The organism is uncultured Nisaea sp. (genome assembly GCF_963974195.1).
Lineage (GTDB): Bacteria > Pseudomonadota > Alphaproteobacteria > Thalassobaculales > Thalassobaculaceae > Nisaea.
Genome location: NZ_CAXBDC010000001.1, coordinates 1 through 22,598, shown reverse-complemented (window position 1 = coordinate 22,598; position 22,598 = coordinate 1). Strand labels below are relative to the sequence as shown.

Genomic DNA, 22,598 nt, shown 5'->3' with positions numbered 1-22,598 from the left:
ACGAAAATAGATTACGTTTTGTAATGATGCATGTTGAATGCACGATGGCTCGAGACATTCGTAACCCTTTGCGAGACGGGGCACTTCACGCGTGCCGCCGAGCAGCTGCACATGACCCAGCCGGGCGTCTCGCAACATTTGAAGAAGCTTGAGGCACAAATCGGGCAACCGCTGATTTCCCGTGACGGCAAGAGTTTTACCCGAACTCCCGCAGGTGAGGCGGTACTGGCTCTCGGGCGCGAACGCCGCGCCGGAGAGCGCGCCCTGCATGAGGCGCTGGGCGCGGACGATCCGGATGTGGGCAAGGTTACGCTGGCCTGCTCCGGCAGTCTCGCCATGCTGGTCTATCCGCATTTTCTTGGCTTGATGGAGCGTGCGCCCAGGCTGATGATCAGCCTGGAAGCAACGCCGCAGGCGCGGATCGTGGATGGCGTTTTGTCTGGCGATTTCGATATCGGCATTGTCGATCACGCACCGGGCCATGCGCGACTGTCCAGTGAAAGGCTTGGGGCCGATGAATTGACCCTGGTACTGCCGGCGGGCGCGGAGCGCAGGGTCGATTTCGATGATCTGCAAACGCGCGGCTTTATCGCCCATCCGGACGGGTTCGGGTATGCGGAGGAGCTGTTCTCGGCAAATTTTCCGGAGGCGTTCCACGGGGTGGAGCAATTACGCCTGCGGAGTTTCATAAACCAGATCGGCCAGATACCGGAGCCTGTCGCGCGGGGGCTGGGATACACGATTTTGCCGCGCAGCGGGATTGATGCTTATCCGGGGCGGGCTCTTCTGACGTGTGCCGAGCTGCAGCACCCGGTGCGTCATGAGCTTTGGCTGATCCAGCGCCGCGGCAAAGTGCTCGCGGCCAGAACGCGGCGTGTACGGGATTTGCTGGGCGGGCTTTTGCTGCCTCTTTAGGAGGCGGGGCTTTATTGCCCGGATTTCATGACACCGGCCCGCAGCCCTGGAGCTGTGCCGTGGCCCTCCCGTCCGGCAGAAAGACCGCAGTCGCCGGGTCTTGTCCTACGGTCGTGATGACAATCATCGCGCCGGCAATCTCCGATGAGTCGATGACTGTCTGCCCGTATAGGCCCTCGGGTAATGTGTCGTCGACATCCACGGTGAAGATAACGCGTCCGCGCCCTTCAAGCCTGTCAAACAGGATAGATGCGACGCGGTCGCCGTCCGTGACGGGGGCGAAGCTCCGGACCGAATCCCGGCCCTCGGCAATCCCGAATGGCTCGTAGACGCTCGCGCCCGCGCCGCCTTCGGAAATATCGAACAACAGACCGCCTGCCGAGCTGCGGAGGTCTATCTGCAGGCCGAAATCGTAATATTCGCAGTCGTTCAGGTTCTCGACGATGAACAGGTCTGAGGGGGAAGCCTCAATGAATGTCACGGCCAGATCCGCCAGTGCCGCCGAGGGCAACAGGGACAGGAGAGCGGTGAGGAACGTGCGACCGGTCATATGGAGGATATAGGTCTGCGTGCGAGGGGGGACAGTCCCGATGACCTTTTAGTGAATATACAGAAATTTTTGCTGTTGTAGCCTACATGCAGACAAGCATGTCTGTAGTGGGAGATCCAATATGCAAAAAATCAAAAAAATACTGACATCCTTCGGTTTTGCTGCCGCTCTTCTGACGGCGGCGCCGGCATTTGCGGATGGTCATCTGGAAAAAGCCATCGCTGCCCGCCAGGCTGTGATGTCCCTTTATTCCTTCAATCTCGGCCAGCTCGGGGCGATGGCGAAAGGTGACGTGGCATATGACGCTGCGGCGGCCAGCGCGGCTGCGGGCAACCTCGCGGCGCTGGCCGCGCTGGATCAGGGCGCAATGTGGCCGCAAGGCTCGGACGCGACCGCGATGCCGGACAAGACCCGCGCCAAGGCGGAAATCTGGTCGACCTATCCGGAGGTCTCGGAAAAGAGCAAGGCGCTCGCCGATGCATCCGCGGCGCTGGCCATGGTTGCCGGTGACGGCCTGCCTGCATTGCAGGGCGGGATCGGTGATGTCGGAAAATCGTGTGGTGGCTGTCACAAACCTTTCCGGGCTCCCAAGTAATCCAGATCCGGTTTTGCCGGAGTCCGGTTTCGGCCGGGCTCCGGAGGACGTACGGGAGAATATGTGATGACAGGTGGTCTGCGCCGGGCTTTGCCCTGGGTGATCGTTGTTGCCGTGGTGGGCGCGGCGGCCGGGTGGTTTCTGACGGAACCCGGGACGGAATCGGAAGGGGCTTTGCCGAACGTGGCCGGGGATGCCGAACGCGGCCGGGCGATATTCACGATCGGGGGCTGTGTTTCCTGTCACGCCGCTCCTGATGCCAAGGGGGAGCAGAAACTGGTTCTCACGGGCGGCCGTTCTTTCGTTACCGAATTCGGGACCTTCTATGCTCCGAATATTTCTCCCGACCCGGAAGCCGGGATCGGAACGTGGCGGGCCGTGGATTTCGTCAATGCCATGAAGCACGGCGTATCACCGGATGGGAGGCACTATTACCCGGCATTTCCCTATACATCATACGCCCGGATAAAAATCGAGGATCTGCTGGACCTCTGGGCCTATATGAAATCACTGCCTGCGAGCCCGCAGGCGAACACGCCACATGCGGTCGGCTTCCCGTTTTCGATCCGGCGCGGTCTCGGGCTCTGGAAACGACTTTATCTCGATCCCGCTCCGGTGATGCAGGTCGGCGCGGATCTGGAACGCGGACGTTATCTGGTTGAAGGGCCGGGCCATTGCGGGGAATGCCATACGCCGCGTTCCGCGATCGGCGGGCCTGATCTTTCGCGCTGGCTCTCGGGGGCCCCGAACCCGGACGGGGAGGGCACCATTCCAAACCTGACACCGGCTGGTGGCGATATCGGTTCCTGGTCGGAGGCCGATATCGCGGAATATCTGAAATCCGGTTTCACTCCCGATTTCGATACGGCGGGTGGCTCCATGGCGGAAGTAGTGGAGAATACGGGCTTGCTGAGTGACGAGGACCGCCGCGCCATTGCCCGCTACCTCAAGGCCATTCCGCCGGTCGGTGCGGCGGAATAACTGGCCTCGAGAAGGCGCTGTTCGGTCAGGCGGCGAGTGAGCCGCCGTCCCAGGCGCGGATCGTGTTCCGGATGGTTCCATCGAGCTCGATGAACTCGGCACCGAATCCCTTGACGCGTTTGCGTTGCCGGACAACCCGGGCCTGAACCAGGCCGAGGCCGGTCAGGTCGACATCAACGATGGAGCCTTCTGAGACATCCATATCGGTTCCGATTTCGAGGCCGGTTTCCGAGATGTTGTGGATGATGCAGTCATACCAGTCATCGCCGAGGCGGAATTTAGAGGCTTCCATCATCGTCTTGCGTTCCGCTTCCCGCCGGTTACCCGCCGCGGATGCCCGGACAATGGTGGTCAGTCTGCCCTGCAACTCATGCATCTTGTTCGTGATGACGGTCGCGGAAGTGCTTATCTCCTGGGATATGACGCCGTTTTCTTCCGCGGATGTGGCGACACCGGTGATCTTTCCGGAGACCTCCTGGGTGCCCATGGCCGCTTCCTGGACGTTCTGTGTGATTTCATTGGTCGTATCGCTCTGCTGTTCGATGGCGACCGTGATCTGCTCCGATATCTCGTTGATCCGCAACACGGTCTCACCGATGCCGCGCATGGCCTGAACGGCGTCCCGGGCGATGCTCTGAATGCTCTGGACCTGCTCTGAAATGTCTTCCGTCGCGCTGCCTGTCTGGTTGGCGAGGGATTTCACTTCCGAGGCAACAACCGCGAACCCTTTTCCGGCTTCCCCGGCGCGGGCCGCCTCGATGGTCGCATTGAGAGCCAGAAGATTGGTTTGCTCCGCGATATCCGTGATCATGCTGACAACCGCGCCGATTTTCTCGGCGGCGCTCGCAAGGCCTTCGACCGTTGCATTGGTTTTCTCGATCTCGCTCGTCGCATCCCTGGCAATATTGGTCGATGCACCCACCTGCCGGCTGATTTCCTGAATGGATTGCGACATCTCCTGGGATGCCGCTGCCACGGTATTGACGTTGACTGTGGCTTCTTCCGAGGCGGCGGCCACAGCGATGCTTTCCTGCCGCACATGCTCCGCCGAGCGGTTCATGTTCTCCGACCGCTGGCGCATTTGATCCATTTCCTCGGCGATGGAGGCAACGGCGGTTTTCAGCTCTTCTTCCAGTTTATTGCTGAGCGAGAGCATTTCTTCCTGCAGGCGGCGTTGTTGCTCTTCCTGCTCCCGTTGCCGGGATTCGGTCATCTGCTCAAGCTCGATACTGGCTTCCTTGAATACGGAAACGGCCTCGGCCATGCTTCCGATCTCGTCTCTGCGACCTCGCGCAGGCACATCCACGCTGTAGTCTCCGATGGAAAGCCGGGCCATGGCGGATGTCAGATTCACAATAGGCCGCGCCACCGCGTTGCCTATAAGCGTGCCGCTCAAAAGCCCGCCAATCAGACCGAGGCAGGCAAGAATCACGATAATATGGAAGCTCTGCTGCTCGTGTTCTTCTGCGGCATAGAGCGAGCCCTGCGTGAATTCCCCGATTCTGGTCAGGACCTCTTCCATTTTCTGGTCAAGGGAGATCTCCAGGGCTTCTGCCTTTTCGGCAAAGCTGGTCGCGACCTCAATGTCGCCCGCTCTCTGGGCCTTGAATGCGGATTTGGCCTGCACTTCATAATCAGCATGCAGCAGTTTGGCTTCCTGGATGTTTTCCGAAACGGCGCTGAACTCCTTTACCGTTTCGGTCGAGCCGTGTGACGAACTTACCTCGATCGCATGCTTCAATCTGCTCTCAAGCTCCAGAAACAGCGTGTCTGCTGCTTTACTCTGTTCCTCGAATTTCTCGATTTCCTTGGTGACGGCGGCGTCAAGATCGACATTTTTTTTCTGAATGCCGGAGAACCGCATGGCCTTTTCGAAATGAATGGCCTGCTCAAGCTGCAAGACAGTCACTTCGGTCAATCGCCGGGTGATCGGCATGTCTTCTTCCGCGATCTCCTTGAGCTCAATGCCGATCAGATTCATGGAGAAGACGGCATAGATCAGCGCAACAATAGGCAGAGGGAGAGTGATAAGGCATACGCCAATGATTTTTTTGCGGATCGATAAACTGGAAAACATATAAAGCAGCCCCTTGTGTGATCACCCAATGGGTTGTTGCGTTAAAAACTGTACAGCCAAAGCGTGCCCCTGCCTTCATCTGATTTTATGAAATTTCCGCATTTTTCGTGTAGTTTTTAGGGAAAATTCAATATTTCAGAGTGCTGTCGTCATCTGACTGTATGGGGTTTACTATCCTGAGTTTATAAAGGAAAAAATTAATAACCCATTAATGTAAATGCTTGTTAAGGCTTATCCGACGTATTTTGATATGCGGAATTCAAGCTTTCGTTCCCCCTGACATCAAGCTGGTTTTTTGCATCACGTTGATTTTGATTTGGAAAAACCTTCTTGCTTCCCGATACCGGTTTGGGTGCAGTAAGGTGGGCTTTCATTTCAGGCTGCAATTTGCGCGGCCGTAAGGTCGTTATGCGGCCTTTTCCGGATTATTCAGATACGCCGACACCAACACGTCCGGTCAGTGCGGCCGCACCATGGCTCCCTCTACAGCCCTACCGCCGTGGCAGGACATTGAAAGGAACAGGTAGAAATGCCGATCAAGAACCGTATCGCCGAATTCGAAGGCGAGATGCGCGAGTGGCGCCACGATTTCCACATGCATCCGGAGCTTTGCTACGAGGAAACCCGGACGGCGGGGATCGTTGCCGAGAAGCTGCGCTCCTGGGGCATCGAAACCCATGAAGGCGTCGGCAGGACCGGCGTGGTCGGTGTGATCAAGGGCAATGGTTTAGGAACGCGCGCCATCGGCATTCGGGCGGATATGGACGCCTTGCCGATGCAGGAAGTCTCGAACCCGGAATACAAGTCGACAATTCCCGGCAAGATGCATGCCTGCGGTCATGACGGTCATACCTCCACGCTGCTTGGCGCGGCGAAATATCTGGCTGAAACCCGGAATTTCGATGGCACTGTGAACCTGTATTTCCAGCCCGCAGAAGAAGGCGGCGCCGGCGCCAGAACGATGATCGAGGACGGCCTGTTCGAGCGTTTCCCGTGCGACGCGGTCTATGGTCTGCACAACATGCCGCAGCTTCCGAAAAACACGTTCGGCATCCGCAAGGGGCCGCTGATGGCTGGCGCCGATAGTGTCACGATCACCATCAAGGCCCGTGGCGGTCATGCCGCGATGCCGCACATGGCGATCGATCCGATTGCCATCGGCACGCAGATCTATCAGGCGGCGCAAACCTTCGTCTCCCGTTCGATCAACCCGTTCGATACCGCCGTGGTCAGCATTACCCAGTTCCATGCCGGCACGGCGAACAATGTCATTCCGGGCGAAGCCGTCCTGAACGCCTCGGTCCGCACCATGACCAAAGAGGTGCAGGCGCTGATCAGGGAGAAGTTCCAGAAGCTTTGCGAAGGTCTGGCGCTGGCCAACGGGATCGAGATCGAATGCGAGTATCGTGAAGGCTACCCCGTCACCTCGAACCATGACGAACAGGTCGAGCGGATCATCTCCGCCGCGGCCAGTGTCGTTGGCATGGAAGCGGTCGATCCGGAAACCGAGGCGCTGATGGGCAGTGAAGACTTCTCCTTCATGCTGGAAGAGCGTCCGGGCGCCTATATTTTCCTCGGCGGCGGTGACGAGACCCACACCCACTCGGTCCACCATCCGGAATATGACTTCAACGACGAGACCCTGACCACGGGCGCGAGCCTCTGGGCGGCCCTTGTCGAGGCGGAGCTGCCGCGCGCCGGTTGATCCGGGAAAAAAGCACGCATGCGGACACGGCGCCTCTGGTAACAGGGGCGCCGTATGTCTGTCTGGCTAAGGCTTTCTGTTGCCGGGCGGGGCAGGAGATGCGAGCCTCGGTACGCGATCCGGTAACGCTCTTCTGGTGGGAAAATGAGTGCTGAACGACCGTCTCTGGCGGAATTGCTCGACATAGAGGTGACAATCGATGTCGTCGATATCGGCGCCAATCCCATCGCGACCGATGGGCGCCCGCCTTATCAGGACCTTCTTGAAAGCGGGCGGGCACGTCTTGTCGGGTTTGAGCCTAACAAGGAGGCGCTGGCCGAGCTTCAGGCCCGGAAAGGCGCGCATGAAACCTATCTCCCCTATGCCGTTTATGACGGAACAGAACAAAACCTGAGGATCTGCAAGGCGCCGGGGATGACCTCTCTGCTGGAGCCGAACCCGGCTGTACTGAGCTGCTTTCACGGCTTCGACGAGTGGGCGCAGGTTATCGGCCGGGAGACGATCCCGACTGTTCGCCTGGATGACGTTGACGAGATCGGCAATCTCGACTTTCTGAAGATCGACATTCAGGGCGCGGAGCTGGAAGTCTTCCGGAACGGCACCGACAAGCTCGCAAACTGTCTGGTTATCCAGTCGGAAGTCGAGTTCATGCCGATGTACGAGAACCAGCCGTTATTCTCCGACGTCGACCAGTTCTTGCGAAAGCAGGGCTTCATGCTGCACCGCTTTGTTGAGCAGGTCAGCCGGGTGGTGAAGCCGCTCACCGTCGATAACAATCCCTATGCCGGTCTCAGTCAGCTCGTGTGGTCGGATGCTATATTCATTCGCGATATCACCCGGCTGGATCTGCTGACTCCGGTACAATTGCTGAAAATCGCGCTGATCCTGCATGACGCCTATCGTTCCTATGATGTCGTGCTCCGGGCACTGTTGACCCGCGATGCCATGCTCGGGACCCGGCTCGGCGAGGCCTATCTGCGGAAACTGGAACGTCACTAGTTCATCCGAATGGGGCAGCCCGGGCTTGTCCCGCCAGAGGATACCGGCCACGCTTCCCCCCAAGGATTAAATCCAGTTGGGGGTAGCGAATGACATCGCAGGGATTCGATTTTGAAACAGTCATGCGGCCGGATCTGCCTGCGCCTGCGGGGCGCTGGGGCGGGTTTCCGGATTTCAATTTTGTTGGTGGACATAATGCGCCGGAAAACATCCCGACCGATGCGCTGATCGAGTCGGCGACACGTGTGCTGAAGCGCGAGGGACTAACGCTCGCCACCTACAGTCTGGAAAGCGGCCCGCAGGGATATCGTCCGCTGCGTGAATTTTTGGCGACCAAACTGGGACGCGATGCGGGCATGACCTGTTCGGCGGACGATATTCTGCTGACGTCGGGCTCCCTGCAGGGGCTCGATCTGATCAATGAAGTCATGCTGGCGCCGGGCGATACCGTGCTCATTGAAGAGGCGACCTATGGCGGTTGCCTGACCCGGTTTCAGCGGCTTGGGGTGACGGCTGTCGGCATCAAACTGGATGAGCAGGGCATGCGGACGGATCATCTGGCCGAGACTCTGGAAAAGCTGGCGGCCGAGGGGACGAAGCCAAAATTCATCTACATCATCCCGACCGTGCAAAACCCGACGGCGTCCATCATGCCGCTGGAAAGGCGCAAGGAATTGCTGCGGCTGGCAGAACAGTACGACGTCGCGGTGATCGAGGATGAATGTTACTCGGATCTGATATGGGACGGTCAGCGTCCGCCTGCGCTGCATGCGCTGGACACAACGGGAAGGGTGGTTTTCGTCGGCTCCTTCTCCAAGTCCATCGCCCCGGCGCTGCGCGTCGGTTTCATCGTCTCCCCATGGCCGATCATGGCCCGCTTGCTGTCATGCAAGACGGACGCCGGGTCGGGCTCGCTTGAACAGATGGTGCTGGCGGAATTCTGCAATACGCATTTCGAGTCTCATGTCGTTGAGCTGAACAAGACCCTGAAGCAGAAATGCGACGTGCTGATCGAGGCGATGGAGAAGAATTTCGGCACCGTGGCCGAATTCGAAACCCCGCCGGGTGGCATCTTCCTCTGGGTCAAGCTGCCTGCGGAGATCGATACGTCGCGGCTTGCCACGGAAGCGGCAAAGCACGGCATCCAGGTCAATCCGGGAGCCGAATGGTCCATCGAGGGGCCGGGCGCGAAACGGGCGATCCGGATCTGTTATGCCAACCCGCCGCTTGAGACGATCCGCGAAGGGATCGCCGCGCTGGCGGAAGTGTGCCGGAAGGAATTCGGCCTGCCGAAGACTATCGCGAACGCCTGACGAATTACGCATTGAATGCTCAGAGAGCGCTGGAGAGGAAACTTTCCAGCGCTTTCAGGCTTTCTGGAAAGTTCCGCCGGCACATGCCGAAACGGACATGATCGTCACCCGCATCGAAACACAGGCTTGGGGCCAGCGCGATGGAGGCCTCCCGGACCAGCCGGTCACTCAATGCCTGTGTGCCGCCGGGACCGTGCCAGCGCGGAAAGGCGACGGTGCCCGCGCTGGGTGGGATCCAGGAGAAGAGATTGCCGTGCCGGGAGATGAAATCCTCGGCGGCCGCGATGCTGGTCTCCAGGATATCGCTGTTGCGCCGGATCAGCTTTGCTTCGTTCCGCAAGGCGACACCTGCCAGAAAAGAGACGGGGGCGGGGACGTAGCAATTGAACAGATCCTTCACCCGCTTCACCGCATCCATCGTCTCCATATCCCGGCTGGCGAGCCAGCCGAACCGAAGGCCGGGCAACCCGCAGGTCTTGGAGAGACCGTGCAGGGAGATCGCTTTTTCGTAGCGGTCGGCGAGGTTCGGTACTGCGGTGCCAGCAGGCAGGCCCGCGTAAATTTCATCGGAGAGCAGCACTGTGCCGGAACGCTCCAGCAGTGCAAGGAAGGCGGAAAGATACGCCTCGTCCGGCATGAAGCCGGTCGGATTTTGCGGGAAGGTGGTGATGACGGCCCTTGCCGGCTTTGACAGCAGGCCGGCAAGCTCATCCAGATCAGGCACCCAGTTATTCTCCGGGCGTGCCGGCCAGTGTACGATCTCCGCACCGCGCCATTCGGGCAGAAGCAGGTGCGGCGGATAGCAGGGCGTCAGCACGATCACCCGGTCTCCGGGCTCGATCAGGGCAGCTGCCAGGAGGGCAAGGCCTTCATCAAGGCCGGTACTGATCAGCACGCCGTCAAATGGAACCGATGTGTACTTGTTCGCAATGGCTGCCCGAAGCTCGGCCGGGCCGAAGCGCTCCGGATAGTCGAGCCCGAGCGTGATGAACCGTTCCTCCGCACCCGGCTCAAGGCTGAGCAGTTCGGCCTGACCAACCGGCTCTGATGCTGACGCGCTCATCTTGTGGCGGGTGGCGATGGTCGCCGGATCGTCGAAAAATTCCTGAAGGCCCCGCTGTTCCGTCATCACCATGTCCCGCCGTCATCCGGAAACCAATGCAGTGTCTCTAGCATTGGTAACGAATAGCGGCGAGAGGGAGATGGTCAGGGGACATCTATCAGGCGGTGGCTGCCGTGGCGGCCGGAGCCTCGCCTTGCAATATCCGGTCGAGATCGCCGAAACAGTCGTCCCAGCCACCACAGATATTGAGCCGGGCGCTTTCGGTTCCCACCAGCGAATGGATCAATCGGACATGGGTGCCATCCTTTACTGCCGTGAAAGAGACGGCAACCTCGGACGCCGGTGAGACCTCGCCCTTGCCCTCTGCTGTTTCCTTATGGTGGCGCCAGGTGAAGACCAGGGTCCGGCCCGGATCAATCTCCCCATATTGTCCATGCAGGATATCGCGTTCACCGTCTTTCTCGGCGAAAGTGAAAACCCAGCTCCCGCCGACCCTGAGATCGACTTCCGCTTTTTCCAGCGCGTGGTTGCCGAACCATTGAACCAGATCCTCCGGCGCAGTGAAGGCCCGGAAGATACGTTCGGGAGAGGCGGGGAAGGTGCCTTCGACAATGATCGGGTCGGCACCGCGCGGAGATTTCAGATAGGCGAATGTCATTTCTCTTCCTCCAGAAAACGGGCGAGGCTTTTGAAGCCATCCTCCCAGAACTGCTTGTAGGTATTGAGCCAATCGACCGCGCTTTTCATCGGCGCTGCATTGAGGCTGCAGTAGCGGGTACGGCCGCGCTTGCGGACGGTGACGAGCCCCGCGTCGGAAAGCACACGGACATGTTTCGAGACGGCGGTCTGGGACATGTCGAACGGTTGTGCGATGTCCGAAAGGGCAACCTCTCCCTCATGCAGACGCGCCAGAATGGCCCGGCGAGTCCCATCCGAAAGGGCGGCGAAAGTCTGGTCGAGTGCTGGCATTGCTTGTGCTCATTGGTGAACTGATTGGTTGATCATGATGGATATGCTTTCATTAGTCAACTAAATGGTTCACTTAATTTTGACAGAGAGCGGAATAGCGCCAGCACCCTTGAAAAGCGCTTGTCGAAAGTGAAGCAGACCCTGGTTTTGCAAGGGCAAACCTGTGGGGACGGCATTTCGGTGCGTGAAAACCGGTGTCCTTTCGACCTTCAGGAATGGTTGAATGGTTCGCGTGCGGTTTCGCGCCGAGGGCATGAAACACAGCGCGGGTTCAGATCTTTCCGAGGAGGTAACGGTGCTTGTGAAATTCATGGGACTGGCAATTGCTCTATATGGAATTGGAGCCATCTCCACGGGGGCGGCCGAGGCACAGACCGTAAATGTGACGCCGCTTGGCAGTCACGACGGCGAATTCTGCCGGTTCGACCGGGCGATGATGTTCGAGGATCCGGACGGTACGCGCATTCTTTATGATGCGGGGCGCACGGTGGCCGGGGCAGGTGATCCGCGTCTCGGCAAGGTGGATGCCCTGCTGGTCAGTCACATGCATGGCGATCATGTCGGGGATCGCCATATCGATGCGGTCAATGCCGGTGAATGTGGTGCGCCGGCCATGACGAAAATGGATGCGCCGAACACCAACAGTGTGAACATCGCACTCGGCAAGTCCGCGCTGATTGTCACCGGCAGCGAGATGCCGAGATTTTTCGCCACCAAGCTGAAGGCGCTTGGCGGCGATCCTAAAAAATCCCAGCTCGTCCGATTTGGTGCTTCCCGCCAGGTCGGCGGTGTGACGATCACGACAGTGCCGGCGACACACTCCAACGGTGTGGCGGGAGCCTTTATCGGTGGCGAACTGGGCAAACTGCTGAATACGGCGGGGCTGACGGCCTATGCCGGCCCGCCGACGGGCTATGTGCTGACCTTCAGTAATGGCCTGGTCGCCTACCTTTCCGGCGACACGGGCGTGACGGCGGAGCAGCGCACCGTGGTCGGTGAACAATATGGTGCCGAGCTTGTGGTCATGAATATCGGTGACACCTTTACCACCGGCCCGGCCGAGGCTGCTTTTGTCGTGAATGAGCTGATCAAGCCGGCCTCCGTGATCCCCTCGCATGCGAACGAGGTTGGCACCAAGGGAGGCAAGGTCATCGCAGGCAGCAAGACGGAGCAGTTCATGAAAGCGCTGAACGTTCCCGCGCACCTGCCGCTGAGTGGCAGGACCATGGCCTTCGATGGTGCCGGGAAATGCGCATCCGGCTGCTAGAAGGCTGATAAAGAAGCCCGGCTCCCGGCCTTGATCTTCCCGAGAGAGGCCGGTGACCGGTGCTGTCCCGGTGCCCAGCACTGAGTAATCATGCTCAGTGCTGCAGCATCGCTGCCTGTGGCCGGGGGTCGGAAAGGCTCTCGGGCGTATGATAGGTGAACTGGAACACAACGACGACGCGTTCGATATGCCCGGGAGCTCCAAACGGCAGCATAAGTGACGTGTAGAATTTTTGCCGTCCGCCAGCCCATGTCGCAGGGCCGCAGGTATAGAAAATAGCTGCCTGAGCGTGGCATAGGCGCAGGTTTTCGAGGGCTTCGCCCGCGCCATCGATATGGCTGACTTGCTGTCCCGTAACATCCCGCCCAACTGCCGCGCGAACGCCGGTACCGATAATCCTGACCCGGAAGTCATTATCGTCGACAGGCTCCACGACGGCGAGCGACGATAATGCCTGGCGCGGCAGGGCTACAGGGTCGAGCGCTGATTTTAGCGGCAGAGGGGCGTTCCCTTTCGCGCTCAGCCAGTATCCGAGCATGGCGCGCTGTGCATCGCTGACAAGATCCTCAACCGAGAAGTTCGAGGCGCAATTTGATAAATTCATGGTTTATCCTTTGCCTGTCTTGATGCCGGATTTTATGTGTTTGTCTAATATATGAACCTGTTTTGCCAATCTTTGATGAGTATGAATCAGTTTTGACGGTAATTCGAGCCTGGAGCGCAAAATGATATTCAAAGGCTCAGGCCGGGGAGCATTACCTGTCGCGGCAATGTGATCGGGGTTTGAAGTCAACCTGACTGTTACTCGTGGCAAAACCAAAGACATTGCAAACCTTGTTCTGGAGGTCCTTATGTCATTACGTCTCGCTCTGCGGTTCGGATTAATCGCCGCCGGGATTGTGTCTGGCTCTCTGTTTCTGGCTACGGCCCCGGCGCCGGCTCTGGCGGGAGAAAACCGGATCTATACGGGCTTCCTCTCGAACCTCGCCGTGAATGGTTACGATCCCGTTGCATATTTCGCGGAAGGCCGTCCGGTCGAGGGTTCGGCCGACTATGCGTTTGATTACAAGGGGGCGGAATGGCGCTTTACGTCAGCGGAAAATCGCGAAGCGTTCCGGCAAAACCCCGAACGCTATGCGCCGCAATATGGAGGATATTGTGCCTGGGCCGTTGCCCAGGGCAGTACGGCGAAGGGCGATCCGCTGAACTGGAAGATCGTCAAGGGCAAGCTCTACCTGAATTACAACACCGACATTCAGATGCGGTGGGAGAGGAATATTCCCGGAAATATCCAGTCGGCGGACAGAAACTGGCCACGTGTGATCGACTGAATTTCTGTCGTGCTGAAAACCGGCCTTGGGCCGTCTCGCTATTGTCCGGTTGCTCGATTACCCTCGTCCGGAAAATGCGACGGAGGGGGAAACAATGTCGGAAGCAATTACGGTAATCGGACTTGGTAATGCAGGGCTGTCGGTGGCGACGGCGCTGCTGAAACATGGCCCGGTCCTGGGCTATGACCGCTCGGAGGAGCGCTGCAAGCTCGCCCGGGATGCAGGTGTCGAGGTAGCGGATTCGCTTGAGGGGCTCGACGGGCGTGCTCCCGTGGTACTGTTGTCTTTGCCAAAACCGGAGGCTTCTCTTGCCGTGGCGGGGGCTCTCGCTTCCTGGAAGAACCTTCCGGAACTTGTCATAGAGACCAGCACGGTGACCCCGGATACCGCGCAGAAATCAGCCGCTCTTCTGGATGCGGCCGGTGTGGGGTTTGTCGATGCTGCGATCGCCGGTGGCGTTGCCAGCATGGCGGCTGGGGAGATCACGTTTTTCCTTGGTGGAACAGATGCAAACAAGGCGGCTGCAAAGCCGATCCTCGACCGGATCGCCGCGAAAATTCACGATCTCGGCCCGGTGGGGGCGGGGATGGGAACGAAGGTCGTCAATAACGGCGTCATGCACGCGGTCATGGTGGTCCTGATCGAAGCTTTCGCCATGTTGCGCAAACTCGACATTCCGACGGATACGCTGGTTGAAATCCTGAACCGGGAGGAAGGCCTGTTGCGCCCCTTGATCCACCGGGTCGGAGAACGCATGCAGGACGGCAATTACGAAGGCGGGATGTCTGCCAGCAACGCGCGGAAGGATTCCGTGCTGGCACTGGAAACCGCGCAACAGCTCGGGGTGCCAATATTCGCCACCCTCGCATCGCATACCCCCTATGAGATCGCCTGCTCGAAGGGAATGGGTAATGAGGACTACGCGGCTTTGGCGAAATTGTGGGAGGATTGGTGTGATATTGATTTCAAACGCTGAGTGTACTTTCCTTTTGGTCCCGGAAAGTCTGCATGCCGTGTGAACTATGCGTTTGAATACGTGCTCTTTCTGGTGTGTCCGGGTTGGTTTGTGTTACGACCGGCTAGATAATATTGCGATGAAAGCTGCAGCACCGGATCTGGGTTCTGTCGCTTTATCGTTCCAGACGAGGCGGTCGCAACATGACCTTTGGGGACACAGGATCGCCTGTTGGCGAGGCGCTTGATCAGATCGCGGGCAGGCTGCGTACGGAGAGCACGCGCCTCCTGCTGCAGCACTGGCGCTCGATAATGGAAGAAAACCGGTTACCCAGCCGGAATAAAATAGATCCGTCTCAATTGGCTCCGGTTCTGCCGAGCATCTGGCTTTGTGATTTCATGCGGGAAGAGAACCGGTTCCGCTACAGGCTGACCGGTGAGAAGGTGGCCAAGCGGTTCGGCCATAAACTCTCGAAGCACTATCTGGATGACCTTACGGACCCGAGTTATTATCCGCGGGTCCATCGTTATTACCGTAATGCGGTCGATTTTCCGGCGGTATTGTACATTTACGGGCGGCTCTACGCAGAGACCGCGAACCCCATTCATGGTGAGCGTATTTTACTGCCCCTGTCGGACGATGGTCTGGGTGTTCACGGGTTAATCGGTGCAACGGCGGAAATCATTCCGCGGCAGAACAGGGAAGCGCCTTATCTGCCGGAATTTCAGAAGCATGTTTATGTCACTTTGGAAACCGGCGCTATTGTTGAGGAATCCCTGCCCGTCTGAGTCTGCTATCGGCCCAATCGTGGTTAAGCGTTAATCTTTACGCGAATTTTTGCTAATCTTCACCCATAGTTTGTTTCATGGTGACCTGCGTTAAGGCGTTCGGGGGGAGGATAAAATGTCCGCAATACTTGTCGTGGACGATGACAAGCCTCTGAGGGATCTTCTGTCCAGTGTCTTGCGGGAGCAGGGCCACGAGGTGGCAACCGCAGGAGAGGGAAACGCGGCGCTGGAACTGATGGCGCACACGCGTTTCGAAATGGTGATCTCGGATATCATCATGCCGGGCAAGGAAGGCATGGAGACCATCCGCGAAATCCGGGGGCTTTATCCGGATGTACAGATCATCGCCATGTCGGCCGGTGGTTCGATGGGCAATGTGCAAGTCCTGGAATATGCCCGGATGATCGGGGCGCATGAATCGATCCGGAAGCCGGTAGAGCTGCCGGCCCTGATTTCCACGGTTGAGCGAATGCTGTCCTAGAGTATCTCGCTCTCGGCCTTACGTCCGGCTGTCATGGGCTCCGGATTTCCGAAGCTGAAAGAGATCCGCATAGTGTCCGGCAAGGGATGTGGAGGAAACGGCCATGTTTCCGTCCGCCTTCTTCCGTTCCACCCAGAGCCGGATCCCGGGCCGATGTTCGACATGGAACCAGGCGAGCCAGACGAACAGCAGCCGCCGGAACCAGCCGGGCATGCCGCGCTGATCCCCGAAATCGACGATATGCAGCGTGCCGCCGGGGCGGAGCAGGGTGACGGCCCGTTCCAGAGACTCCTGCCAGGGCGGGATCATGGAGAGGGAATAGGAAAACACGATGTGATCGAAACCGTTCGTCTCGTCGAAACTCGCCTCCGGATCGAACCGTTCCGCATAAGCCAGTCCGAGGCGGACTCTCGCCTCCATACCGGCACGGCTTAACGAGGCTTCCGCCGTTTCCAGCATCTCCGCCGAAGCGTCGATACCGAAATACCGGCAGTCCGGATAGCGTCTGGCCATTTTGATCAGATTACGGGCAGTGCCGCAGCCTATCTCGCAGACGGTCTGACCCGGCGCCGGTGCCAGCTCCCGGATCAGCCGATCCCGGCCCAGCAGATAGTATTTCCGGGTCAGATCGTAGAAATGCCGCTGGACCCGGTAGATCCGGTCCATCTTCTCTCCGGCATCCTCGACGCCATCGTCCCCGGATTTATCAATCTCTGCGGATGTAGAGATGGAAGCCTCCATAGATCGACGAGCGGTCGCGCCGGCCGAGATCGAGTGACTGTTCGGCCTGGTAATCCCAGCGGTCGAGAATCTCTGCGGGGACACGTCCAGGAAGCGGGCTTTCCTCGCCGGCGGTACGGAATATGACCCGGGCGCCCGGTGCGGAAGTGCGCAGAATCTCGATCCAGAGCGCGGTCATCTGCTCCGCATTCATCCAGTCCTGGGCATCCAGCAGGATGTAACGGTCCCGGCTTTCGGCGTCGCAGCCCGCCAGGAAATCGGTCATCGAGGCCTGCACGACATCGACCTTCGAGGCATTGTTCCGCAGGGTCTGGTGATTGCTGTCCCGGAGATAGCGCGGGATGGCCTGCCGGTGTTGCCGGTCGTATCCGCGCCCGAATGCCTGCCAGGCGAAGTAGTTATCGTCGATGGAGAAATCGCAGGCCAGCCGCTCCAGGCGGGAGCGCATCAGCCCGGCCATGTCTCCGCCGGCAGAGGCGGAGAGCGCCTCGAACTGTGCAGGCGGAATACCAAGCCCGTAGAAGGAGACCGGCATCCGGCAGAGTGCCTTGACGACGCGGCTGTCGAAGACCGGGCCGATCACGTCCTCGAACAGGGTGCGCTGCTCCTCCATGGTCTCTGCCCGCAGGATATGACGCGGGTTCTTTCCATGCAGCCGGGCCACGAAATGCAGCAGACCGATGAAGCGACCGAGCAGGCCGAATTCGTAGACATTGCGGGTGAACATGTCGATCCGCCGGCCGCGCAGCCCGCGCTTGCTCCAGTAGGCGCGTGTCTCCGGATCGAGATGCGGGGCGAGGTCGCGAAAATAGACCCGTTTGTTTTCCCGTTCATCCGCATGGCCGAAAAAGCGGAAGAAAGTCTCGTGGTCGGGCAACTGTTCCAGCGCCGTCAGTTTCAGCCGGGTGAGGGCAACATGGGCCGGATTGAGATCCACCGCCTGGATATGCGCCGGCTGCTCCGTCAGGTAGTTCAGGATGTTGCAGCCGCCCGATGCGATGGTGAAGATCCGGCTGTTCCCGTCGAGCTGCAGTGCCTCCAGATCGACTTCGGGATCTTCCCAGATCTGCGGATAGACGAAGCCCTTGAAGGCCATCGTGAACATCCGCTCGAGGATGCCGCGCTTCGACAATTGCTTGTTCTTGATGACTGCGTCGGTGAGGAGGACGTTGGATGACATGGGGGCGAACTCTCCCGGATGGCGCGGTTCCGCGCGCGTGCCGCCGGACCGGTCCATATCTCGCTCTCCCTCATACGGGAATCATGTTGCAGCTTTGTTGCGGCCATGCGGGCAGATGCGGATTTTGCTGTCATGAAAACGCGCTTGAGAAATGGTGTTTTGTGTTATTAAATTAGATTAATAAAACTAAATATTATATTGATAATAATAAATATTATTGAATTTATGAGTGATGTTTTTTTGATGCGAAACCATCAAAAAGAAAATCTGTAATCGCATGGTCACGCGGCAGTCCGCCCTATGCCGGAATACGCGCGGAAGGTCCATATTCTGGCAACTCGAATCGGAGGTCAGACGCGTTCGGGGGCTGGCAATAACATCCCTGCCGCTCTGGTTTGCCTCGATGATGACACGGGACCATGAGGCCCTGGCCGACGGCTTCCTCCCTGACAGTGAGACGGGTGTCTGCAATTCAAGTTTCGGGGATGAGAAATTAGTTTCGAACGATGACGCGAGAGATAGAGAGAGGCGCGGTGGCGTACTCTGCTACACTCGTGAAAACCATCAGCGGGGGCGTGCGGGATGAATGACATTGGCCGAATAATCGCCGCGGCATGTCTCGTGGCTGCGCTTCTGTTCCCGGCGGCGGATGCCCGGGCGCAGACCGATGCGCGTCAGGCCTGGTCCGCCGCATCCGGATCTATCTTTGAAGTCGAGCCGACCTGGCCCGGTTATCAGAAACCGGGCTTCGGGGCGCCGGCGGGGACTGCACCGGAAGGCACGGGGATCGCAATTCTGCGCCCGGGGCTGCTGGTCACGGCGGCGCATGTGGTCTCGAAGGCGACTGAAGTCCATGTCCGCACGCCGGACGGCACACGGCTGGTGGCGACCGTTCTGGCAATCGATCAGAAGACGGACGTGGCTTTCTTGACGGTCGGCATCGAGACCACTCCCATTGCACTGGCGCAAGAGCGGCCGGAGACCGGGGCGCCGGTCTGCGCGCTTTCGAACGCGTTCGGTCTGGGCATCGGCATTACCTGCGGTGTGGTTTCCGCCAGCAGGCGGACGGGTGTCGGCTTCAATCACACGGAGGATTTCATCCAGACCGACGCCTCGGTCAATCCGGGCTCGTCCGGCGGTGCGCTGATTGATCTGGAGGGCAGGCTGGTCGGGCTGTTGTCGGCGATCTTCACCAAGGACTCGGATTCCGATATCGGGGTGAATTTCGCGGTCTCGACGGAGTTGATGCTGGAGAGCCTGCCCCAGAATTTTCGGTGAGCCCTTTTATTTTCGCTCAGGCGTCCTTTGCGCACGCACAAGACAGGGTGAGATGCCGGGAGCGAGCTTGTTCCCGGGCGGCCGTGACGGGATTATGCCGCCGACGCCGGTCATACGGTCGGCTGGAAGAAAATCATGCCAGAAGAAAGTCATGGAGGAATACCAATGCCCGCCACCCTTCCGGGTCCGTTCGAGACCCTGAGCCTTGAGACGCCGTCCGAGCATGTTCTGTTGCTCACCCTGGACCGGCCGGAGCGCGGCAATGCCCTCAACACCCAGATGGGCTTCGATCTCCGTGATCTTTTCACCGCGCTCTATCATGACCAGCGCGATCTCCGCTGCATTGTCGTCACTGGGCGGGGCGAGAAGATTTTCTGCGCGGGCGGGGATCTGAAAGAACGCAACAACATGACAGACGAGGCCTGGCAGACGCAGCATGCGCTGTTCGAGCAGGCCGTCCGGGCGATGATGGATTGCCCGATCCCGATGATCGGGGCCGTGAACGGTGCGGCCTTCGCGGGCGGGCTGGAGATCGCGCTGTGCTGCGATTTCGTCTATTGCGCCCCGAATGCCCGCTTTGCCCTGACCGAAGTCACCCTTGGTATCATGCCGGGCGCAGGCGGCACCCAGAACCTGCCGCGCGCGGTCGGCGTCCGCCGGGCCAAGGAAATCATCCTGACCGGTACTCCTTTCAGCGCCAGCGATGCGATGGACTGGGGCCTCGCCAACAAGCTGTGCGAGGACGGCAAGCTGCTGGAAGACGCGCTGGCAACGGCGGAAAAGATCGCCGGCAACGCCCCGATCTCCACCCGCCAGGTGAAGAAGGCCATCGACATGTCGACCCAGCTCGACCTCAAGAGCGGCTATGCTTTCGAGATCGAAGCCTACAACCGCATGGTCCCGACCGAGGACAGGCTGGAGGGCGTACGGGCTTTCAACGAGAAGCGGAAAGCCCAGTTCAAGGGGAAGTAGTTCTTCCCGATCTTTCCAACATCGTCATTCCGCACGTGATGCGGGATGATGATTGGGGGATTGGCAGGGGGCGTCCCATCACGGATCTTTGCTTCCAAAACCACACGTGCTAGCCAACGGTATTCAGATATTCGGCAGACAACAGGAAGCCCCGATGAGCGACACCATTCTGGTCCCGGTTGCGCCCGGCGAGATGCTGGACAAGATCACCATTCTGGAAATCAAGCTGGAGCGGATCGAGGACGCGGCGAAGCGGGCCAATGTCGAGCTTGAATATACGATGCTGCAAAAAGTGCGTGGCGAGAAGATTCCGGAAAGCCCGGCGCTGGCCGATGCCTATGGCCGGCTGAAAGCTGTCAACGAGGCGCTCTGGGTGATCGAGGACGATATTCGCGATTGCGAGCGGGGCGGTGATTTCGGGCCTAAATTCATCGAGCTGGCGCGCAGCGTCTATCGCGTCAACGACCAGCGGGCGGCGATCAAGAAGGAGATCAATCTCCTGCTCGGCTCGGCTCTGGTCGAGGAGAAATCCTACAAGGACTATATGGCGCCCGATAGCGCCGGTCAGTGAGGCGGGTATGAACGTGTCCGGCGCGGCCGTTCCCGCCCCCCGCTTCGCCCGGTTCCGGTTCTGGTTGCTGGCCGTCGTGCTGCTGCTGTTCGTACCGGTCGGTGTGCTGGCCAAGCAGGCGATGGCAACGCTGTTCATCGCGCTGGCCATTCTGCTGCTCGGCGCCGTCTGGCTTGAGCGCCGCCGGATCGCATGGCCTGAAAAGCCTGTCCTGATTGCTTTCGCTGCTGTAGTCGGCTTGTCTTTGCTCGGGGCCTGGTTTGGCGGGCAGGGGCTGCATCTTGCCGGGATGCTGCAGAAGCTGGGCTTGCTCGCCCTGTTGCTGGTCTGTGTCTCCGCTGTACGGGAGATCCGGGCGGGGCTCTTCAGGGAGCCATTGGTGCTGTGTCTCGCCGCCGGGATCTTTCTTGGCGCGGTGATTTTCGCAATCGAGCTGACTTTCGATGCACCGCTCTACCGGTTTTTCTCCGGCAAGGGCTGGGAGGTGGACATCGCACCGTCCCGCTTCAACCGGGGCAGTACCGCACTTGTTCTGCTGTCCTGGCCCGCCGCGGCGGGGCTGTGGCTCGGCGGGCGCCGGGTGGCGGCTCTGCTGCTCGTCCTGGCCGGACTGGCGGCGGCGTCTATCGGGGAGTCCGCCTCGGCGGCTCTGTCGGCAATGGTCGCTGTTCTGATCCTGCCTCTGGCTGTTCTGAATGGCCGCATTGCCTCGCGGCTTGTGTTGCTTCTGACCGTGCCCCTGATGGTCGCGGCCCCCTGGATCCTCGGCAATCTTCTGGTCTGGATCCCCGACTATGTAACGGTGTTCCCGCCGTCTTTCGCGGACCGGCTGGAGATCTGGCACAGCGCCTCCCTGGCGGCGGTGGAGCAGCCATTGATCGGTCTTGGTCTGGGGGCGATGCGTAGCCTTGAGGTGCCGGAGGCGGTGAAGGCGACATACAGTTTCTTCAAGCACGGCACGATCCATCCGCATAACGCGGCGATCCAGATCTGGCTGGAGCTTGGTATCGGCGGCATTCTGGCGGCATTGTTCCTGCTCTGGCGTCTGGTGCTGGCCTCGGACCCGCTGCCGCGCCCGGCCCGGGCCGCCGCGATTTCGGCGCTGTGCTGCGGGCTGGTGATTGCTGCTGTCTCCTATGGCCTGTGGCAGGAAACATGGCTCGGCATCATCGGTCTCACCGTGCTTGCCTTCGGCGTGCTCTGCGGCAACGAAAGCTCTTCCGACTGATCTCTTTTCCGCCGCCTCTCCCTGGTGTTTAGTTGTTCCAAGAACAGTAAAAACAGGGAGGCCCAAAGTGGCTCAGTATCCGGCGGTCGGCGCGGTCCGCAAAATTGGCATTCTCGGTGGCGGGACGATCGGCGCGAGCTGGTCCGCCTTCTTTCTTTCCAGAGGCTATGACGTCGTGGCCTGGGATCCCGGGCCGGACGCGGAGGCCAAGCTGCGCGCCTTTGTCGATAATGCCTGGCCGCAACTGACGGAACTCGGGCTTTCCGCCGGTGCTGCCGTGGCCCGACTCAGATTCGTGGCGACGCCGGAAGAGGCCGTCGAGGGCTGTGATTTCATCCAAGAAAGCGCACCGGAACGGCTTGATATCAAGCAGGAGCTTTATGCTCGCGTCGATGCGGTGATCGGGGAGCGGACGATCTTTGCCTCCAGCACCTCGGGGCTGGTGATGAGCGATCTGCAGCAGGGCCTGAAGAATGCCGCCCAATTCGTCGTCGGCCACCCGTTCAACCCGCCGCATCTGATCCCGCTGGTGGAGGTGGTCGCCGGGAAAGACTCCGATCCGGCGGCGGCGGACTGGGCGATGGATTTCTACCGGCATGTCGGCAAGCACCCGATCCGGCTGAAGAAGGAGCTGAAGGG

Annotated in this window: 24 protein-coding genes; 16 read left to right on the top strand and 8 right to left on the bottom strand. The window is 59.5% G+C overall.

Annotated elements, in window-relative coordinates:
- The first annotated feature begins 30 nt into the window (after positions 1-30).
- Positions 31-915 carry a LysR family transcriptional regulator gene (locus AAC126_RS00120; protein WP_339848590.1) on the top strand — a complete coding sequence of 295 codons (885 nt, stop codon included), beginning with the start codon at positions 31-33 and terminating at the stop codon, positions 913-915.
- Between the two features lie 25 nt (positions 916-940).
- Here the strand turns inward: AAC126_RS00120 and AAC126_RS00115 are convergent, their stop codons facing one another.
- A complete protein-coding gene (locus AAC126_RS00115) occupies positions 941-1,465 on the bottom strand; it encodes a hypothetical protein (RefSeq protein WP_339848587.1) in 525 nt (174 codons plus the stop codon).
- A 121-nt stretch (positions 1,466-1,586) separates the two neighbouring features.
- Between AAC126_RS00115 and AAC126_RS00110 the strand changes: the two genes are divergently transcribed.
- Together AAC126_RS00110 and AAC126_RS00105 are read left to right on the top strand one after the other, a co-directional pair.
- Positions 1,587-2,060 (top strand): cytochrome c, encoded by a 474-nt coding sequence (locus AAC126_RS00110; protein WP_339848585.1) that lies wholly within the window; start codon positions 1,587-1,589, stop codon positions 2,058-2,060.
- Between the two features lie 66 nt (positions 2,061-2,126).
- Positions 2,127-3,041: a cytochrome c gene (locus AAC126_RS00105; RefSeq protein ID WP_339848583.1), complete on the top strand. Its 915-nt coding sequence runs from the start codon at positions 2,127-2,129 to the stop codon at positions 3,039-3,041.
- Positions 3,042-3,066: 25 nt separating this feature from the next.
- Here AAC126_RS00105 and AAC126_RS00100 read toward each other — a convergent pair whose 3' ends face one another.
- A complete protein-coding gene (locus AAC126_RS00100) occupies positions 3,067-5,118 on the bottom strand; it encodes a methyl-accepting chemotaxis protein (protein ID WP_339848581.1) in 2,052 nt (683 codons plus the stop codon).
- Positions 5,119-5,647: 529 nt separating this feature from the next.
- Between AAC126_RS00100 and AAC126_RS00095 the strand changes: the two genes are divergently transcribed.
- The 3 genes from AAC126_RS00095 to AAC126_RS00085 all read left to right on the top strand — a co-directional run bounded on the left by AAC126_RS00095 (position 5,648) and on the right by AAC126_RS00085 (position 9,135).
- The gene (locus tag AAC126_RS00095) at positions 5,648-6,823 is read left to right on the top strand and encodes a M20 aminoacylase family protein (RefSeq protein WP_339848578.1); all 1,176 of its coding nucleotides are present in this window, start codon (positions 5,648-5,650) and stop codon (positions 6,821-6,823) included.
- A gap of 144 nt (positions 6,824-6,967) precedes the next feature.
- Positions 6,968-7,822 carry an FkbM family methyltransferase gene (locus AAC126_RS00090; RefSeq protein WP_339848576.1) on the top strand — a complete coding sequence of 285 codons (855 nt, stop codon included), beginning with the start codon at positions 6,968-6,970 and terminating at the stop codon, positions 7,820-7,822.
- An 89-nt stretch (positions 7,823-7,911) separates the two neighbouring features.
- Positions 7,912-9,135, top strand: coding sequence for a PLP-dependent aminotransferase family protein (locus AAC126_RS00085; protein ID WP_339848574.1), 1,224 nt, complete (start codon positions 7,912-7,914; stop codon positions 9,133-9,135).
- 19 nt (positions 9,136-9,154) lie between these two features.
- On the opposite strand, the gene AAC126_RS00080 is transcribed toward AAC126_RS00085, so the two are convergent.
- The 3 genes from AAC126_RS00080 to AAC126_RS00070 form a co-directional block, all read right to left on the bottom strand.
- Positions 9,155-10,264 carry an aminotransferase class I/II-fold pyridoxal phosphate-dependent enzyme gene (locus AAC126_RS00080; RefSeq protein ID WP_339848572.1) on the bottom strand — a complete coding sequence of 370 codons (1,110 nt, stop codon included), beginning with the start codon at positions 10,262-10,264 and terminating at the stop codon, positions 9,155-9,157.
- A gap of 91 nt (positions 10,265-10,355) precedes the next feature.
- Complete coding sequence (locus AAC126_RS00075; protein ID WP_339848570.1) at positions 10,356-10,856, bottom strand: SRPBCC domain-containing protein; 501 nt, start codon at positions 10,854-10,856, stop codon at positions 10,356-10,358.
- Complete coding sequence (locus AAC126_RS00070) at positions 10,853-11,167, bottom strand: metalloregulator ArsR/SmtB family transcription factor (RefSeq protein WP_339848568.1); 315 nt, start codon at positions 11,165-11,167, stop codon at positions 10,853-10,855. The genes AAC126_RS00075 and AAC126_RS00070 overlap by 4 nt, the downstream gene beginning before the upstream one ends.
- 223 nt (positions 11,168-11,390) lie before the next feature.
- Here AAC126_RS00070 and AAC126_RS00065 point away from each other — a divergent pair, with 223 nt between their 5' ends.
- A complete protein-coding gene (locus AAC126_RS00065; protein WP_339848566.1) occupies positions 11,391-12,434 on the top strand; it encodes an MBL fold metallo-hydrolase in 1,044 nt (347 codons plus the stop codon).
- A gap of 94 nt (positions 12,435-12,528) precedes the next feature.
- On the opposite strand, the gene AAC126_RS00060 is transcribed toward AAC126_RS00065, so the two are convergent.
- Positions 12,529-13,038, bottom strand: a complete 510-nt coding sequence (locus AAC126_RS00060; protein WP_339848564.1) for a PAS domain-containing protein — start codon at positions 13,036-13,038, stop codon at positions 12,529-12,531.
- A gap of 247 nt (positions 13,039-13,285) precedes the next feature.
- Between AAC126_RS00060 and AAC126_RS00055 the strand changes: the two genes are divergently transcribed.
- The 4 genes from AAC126_RS00055 to AAC126_RS00040 all read left to right on the top strand — a co-directional run bounded on the left by AAC126_RS00055 (position 13,286) and on the right by AAC126_RS00040 (position 15,989).
- Positions 13,286-13,765, top strand: coding sequence for a YHS domain-containing (seleno)protein (locus AAC126_RS00055; RefSeq protein WP_339848562.1), 480 nt, complete (start codon positions 13,286-13,288; stop codon positions 13,763-13,765).
- Positions 13,766-13,859: 94 nt separating this feature from the next.
- Positions 13,860-14,741 (top strand): NAD(P)-dependent oxidoreductase, encoded by an 882-nt coding sequence (locus tag AAC126_RS00050; RefSeq protein WP_339848559.1) that lies wholly within the window; start codon positions 13,860-13,862, stop codon positions 14,739-14,741.
- 182 nt (positions 14,742-14,923) lie between these two features.
- Positions 14,924-15,508: a PAS domain-containing protein gene (locus AAC126_RS00045; protein ID WP_339848557.1), complete on the top strand. Its 585-nt coding sequence runs from the start codon at positions 14,924-14,926 to the stop codon at positions 15,506-15,508.
- Positions 15,509-15,623: 115 nt separating this feature from the next.
- Positions 15,624-15,989 carry a response regulator gene (locus tag AAC126_RS00040; protein ID WP_339848555.1) on the top strand — a complete coding sequence of 122 codons (366 nt, stop codon included), beginning with the start codon at positions 15,624-15,626 and terminating at the stop codon, positions 15,987-15,989.
- A gap of 18 nt (positions 15,990-16,007) precedes the next feature.
- Here AAC126_RS00040 and AAC126_RS00035 read toward each other — a convergent pair whose 3' ends face one another.
- On the bottom strand, positions 16,008-16,655 hold the full coding sequence (locus tag AAC126_RS00035) for a class I SAM-dependent methyltransferase (protein ID WP_339848553.1): 648 nt from the start codon (positions 16,653-16,655) through the stop codon (positions 16,008-16,010).
- A gap of 40 nt (positions 16,656-16,695) precedes the next feature.
- The gene (locus AAC126_RS00030; protein WP_339848551.1) at positions 16,696-17,910 is read right to left on the bottom strand and encodes a DUF3419 family protein; all 1,215 of its coding nucleotides are present in this window, start codon (positions 17,908-17,910) and stop codon (positions 16,696-16,698) included.
- Positions 17,911-18,531: 621 nt separating this feature from the next.
- Between AAC126_RS00030 and AAC126_RS00025 the strand changes: the two genes are divergently transcribed.
- From AAC126_RS00025 to AAC126_RS00005, 5 genes are all read left to right on the top strand, one after another.
- Entirely contained in the window at positions 18,532-19,188 is a 657-nt protein-coding gene (locus AAC126_RS00025; RefSeq protein ID WP_339848549.1) for a trypsin-like peptidase domain-containing protein, read from the top strand.
- Between the two features lie 165 nt (positions 19,189-19,353).
- A complete protein-coding gene (locus AAC126_RS00020) occupies positions 19,354-20,160 on the top strand; it encodes an enoyl-CoA hydratase-related protein (RefSeq protein WP_339848547.1) in 807 nt (268 codons plus the stop codon).
- A 154-nt stretch (positions 20,161-20,314) separates the two neighbouring features.
- Positions 20,315-20,731 carry a DUF6165 family protein gene (locus AAC126_RS00015; RefSeq protein WP_339848545.1) on the top strand — a complete coding sequence of 139 codons (417 nt, stop codon included), beginning with the start codon at positions 20,315-20,317 and terminating at the stop codon, positions 20,729-20,731.
- Positions 20,732-20,738: 7 nt separating this feature from the next.
- A complete protein-coding gene (locus AAC126_RS00010; protein WP_339848543.1) occupies positions 20,739-21,959 on the top strand; it encodes an O-antigen ligase family protein in 1,221 nt (406 codons plus the stop codon).
- A gap of 67 nt (positions 21,960-22,026) precedes the next feature.
- The coding region (locus AAC126_RS00005; protein WP_339848540.1) for a 3-hydroxyacyl-CoA dehydrogenase NAD-binding domain-containing protein at positions 22,027-22,598 on the top strand (572 nt) is incomplete at its 3' end.

Coding starts and splice junctions, on each gene's coding strand:
- AAC126_RS00035 (WP_339848553.1), bottom strand. CDS start 16,655: ATGGACCGGATCTACCGGGTCCAGCGGCATTTCTACGATCTGACCCGG.
- AAC126_RS00050 (WP_339848559.1), top strand. CDS start 13,860: ATGTCGGAAGCAATTACGGTAATCGGACTTGGTAATGCAGGGCTGTCG.
- AAC126_RS00120 (WP_339848590.1), top strand. CDS start 31: ATGTTGAATGCACGATGGCTCGAGACATTCGTAACCCTTTGCGAGACG.
- AAC126_RS00105 (WP_339848583.1), top strand. CDS start 2,127: ATGACAGGTGGTCTGCGCCGGGCTTTGCCCTGGGTGATCGTTGTTGCC.
- AAC126_RS00075 (WP_339848570.1), bottom strand. CDS start 10,856: ATGACATTCGCCTATCTGAAATCTCCGCGCGGTGCCGACCCGATCATT.
- AAC126_RS00110 (WP_339848585.1), top strand. CDS start 1,587: ATGCAAAAAATCAAAAAAATACTGACATCCTTCGGTTTTGCTGCCGCT.
- AAC126_RS00080 (WP_339848572.1), bottom strand. CDS start 10,264: ATGACGGAACAGCGGGGCCTTCAGGAATTTTTCGACGATCCGGCGACC.
- AAC126_RS00065 (WP_339848566.1), top strand. CDS start 11,391: ATGGTTCGCGTGCGGTTTCGCGCCGAGGGCATGAAACACAGCGCGGGT.
- AAC126_RS00085 (WP_339848574.1), top strand. CDS start 7,912: ATGACATCGCAGGGATTCGATTTTGAAACAGTCATGCGGCCGGATCTG.
- AAC126_RS00090 (WP_339848576.1), top strand. CDS start 6,968: ATGAGTGCTGAACGACCGTCTCTGGCGGAATTGCTCGACATAGAGGTG.
- AAC126_RS00070 (WP_339848568.1), bottom strand. CDS start 11,167: ATGCCAGCACTCGACCAGACTTTCGCCGCCCTTTCGGATGGGACTCGC.
- AAC126_RS00045 (WP_339848557.1), top strand. CDS start 14,924: ATGACCTTTGGGGACACAGGATCGCCTGTTGGCGAGGCGCTTGATCAG.
- AAC126_RS00095 (WP_339848578.1), top strand. CDS start 5,648: ATGCCGATCAAGAACCGTATCGCCGAATTCGAAGGCGAGATGCGCGAG.
- AAC126_RS00100 (WP_339848581.1), bottom strand. CDS start 5,118: ATGTTTTCCAGTTTATCGATCCGCAAAAAAATCATTGGCGTATGCCTT.
- AAC126_RS00010 (WP_339848543.1), top strand. CDS start 20,739: ATGAACGTGTCCGGCGCGGCCGTTCCCGCCCCCCGCTTCGCCCGGTTC.
- AAC126_RS00020 (WP_339848547.1), top strand. CDS start 19,354: ATGCCCGCCACCCTTCCGGGTCCGTTCGAGACCCTGAGCCTTGAGACG.
- AAC126_RS00040 (WP_339848555.1), top strand. CDS start 15,624: ATGTCCGCAATACTTGTCGTGGACGATGACAAGCCTCTGAGGGATCTT.
- AAC126_RS00115 (WP_339848587.1), bottom strand. CDS start 1,465: ATGACCGGTCGCACGTTCCTCACCGCTCTCCTGTCCCTGTTGCCCTCG.
- AAC126_RS00015 (WP_339848545.1), top strand. CDS start 20,315: ATGAGCGACACCATTCTGGTCCCGGTTGCGCCCGGCGAGATGCTGGAC.
- AAC126_RS00055 (WP_339848562.1), top strand. CDS start 13,286: ATGTCATTACGTCTCGCTCTGCGGTTCGGATTAATCGCCGCCGGGATT.
- AAC126_RS00030 (WP_339848551.1), bottom strand. CDS start 17,910: ATGTCATCCAACGTCCTCCTCACCGACGCAGTCATCAAGAACAAGCAA.
- AAC126_RS00060 (WP_339848564.1), bottom strand. CDS start 13,038: ATGAATTTATCAAATTGCGCCTCGAACTTCTCGGTTGAGGATCTTGTC.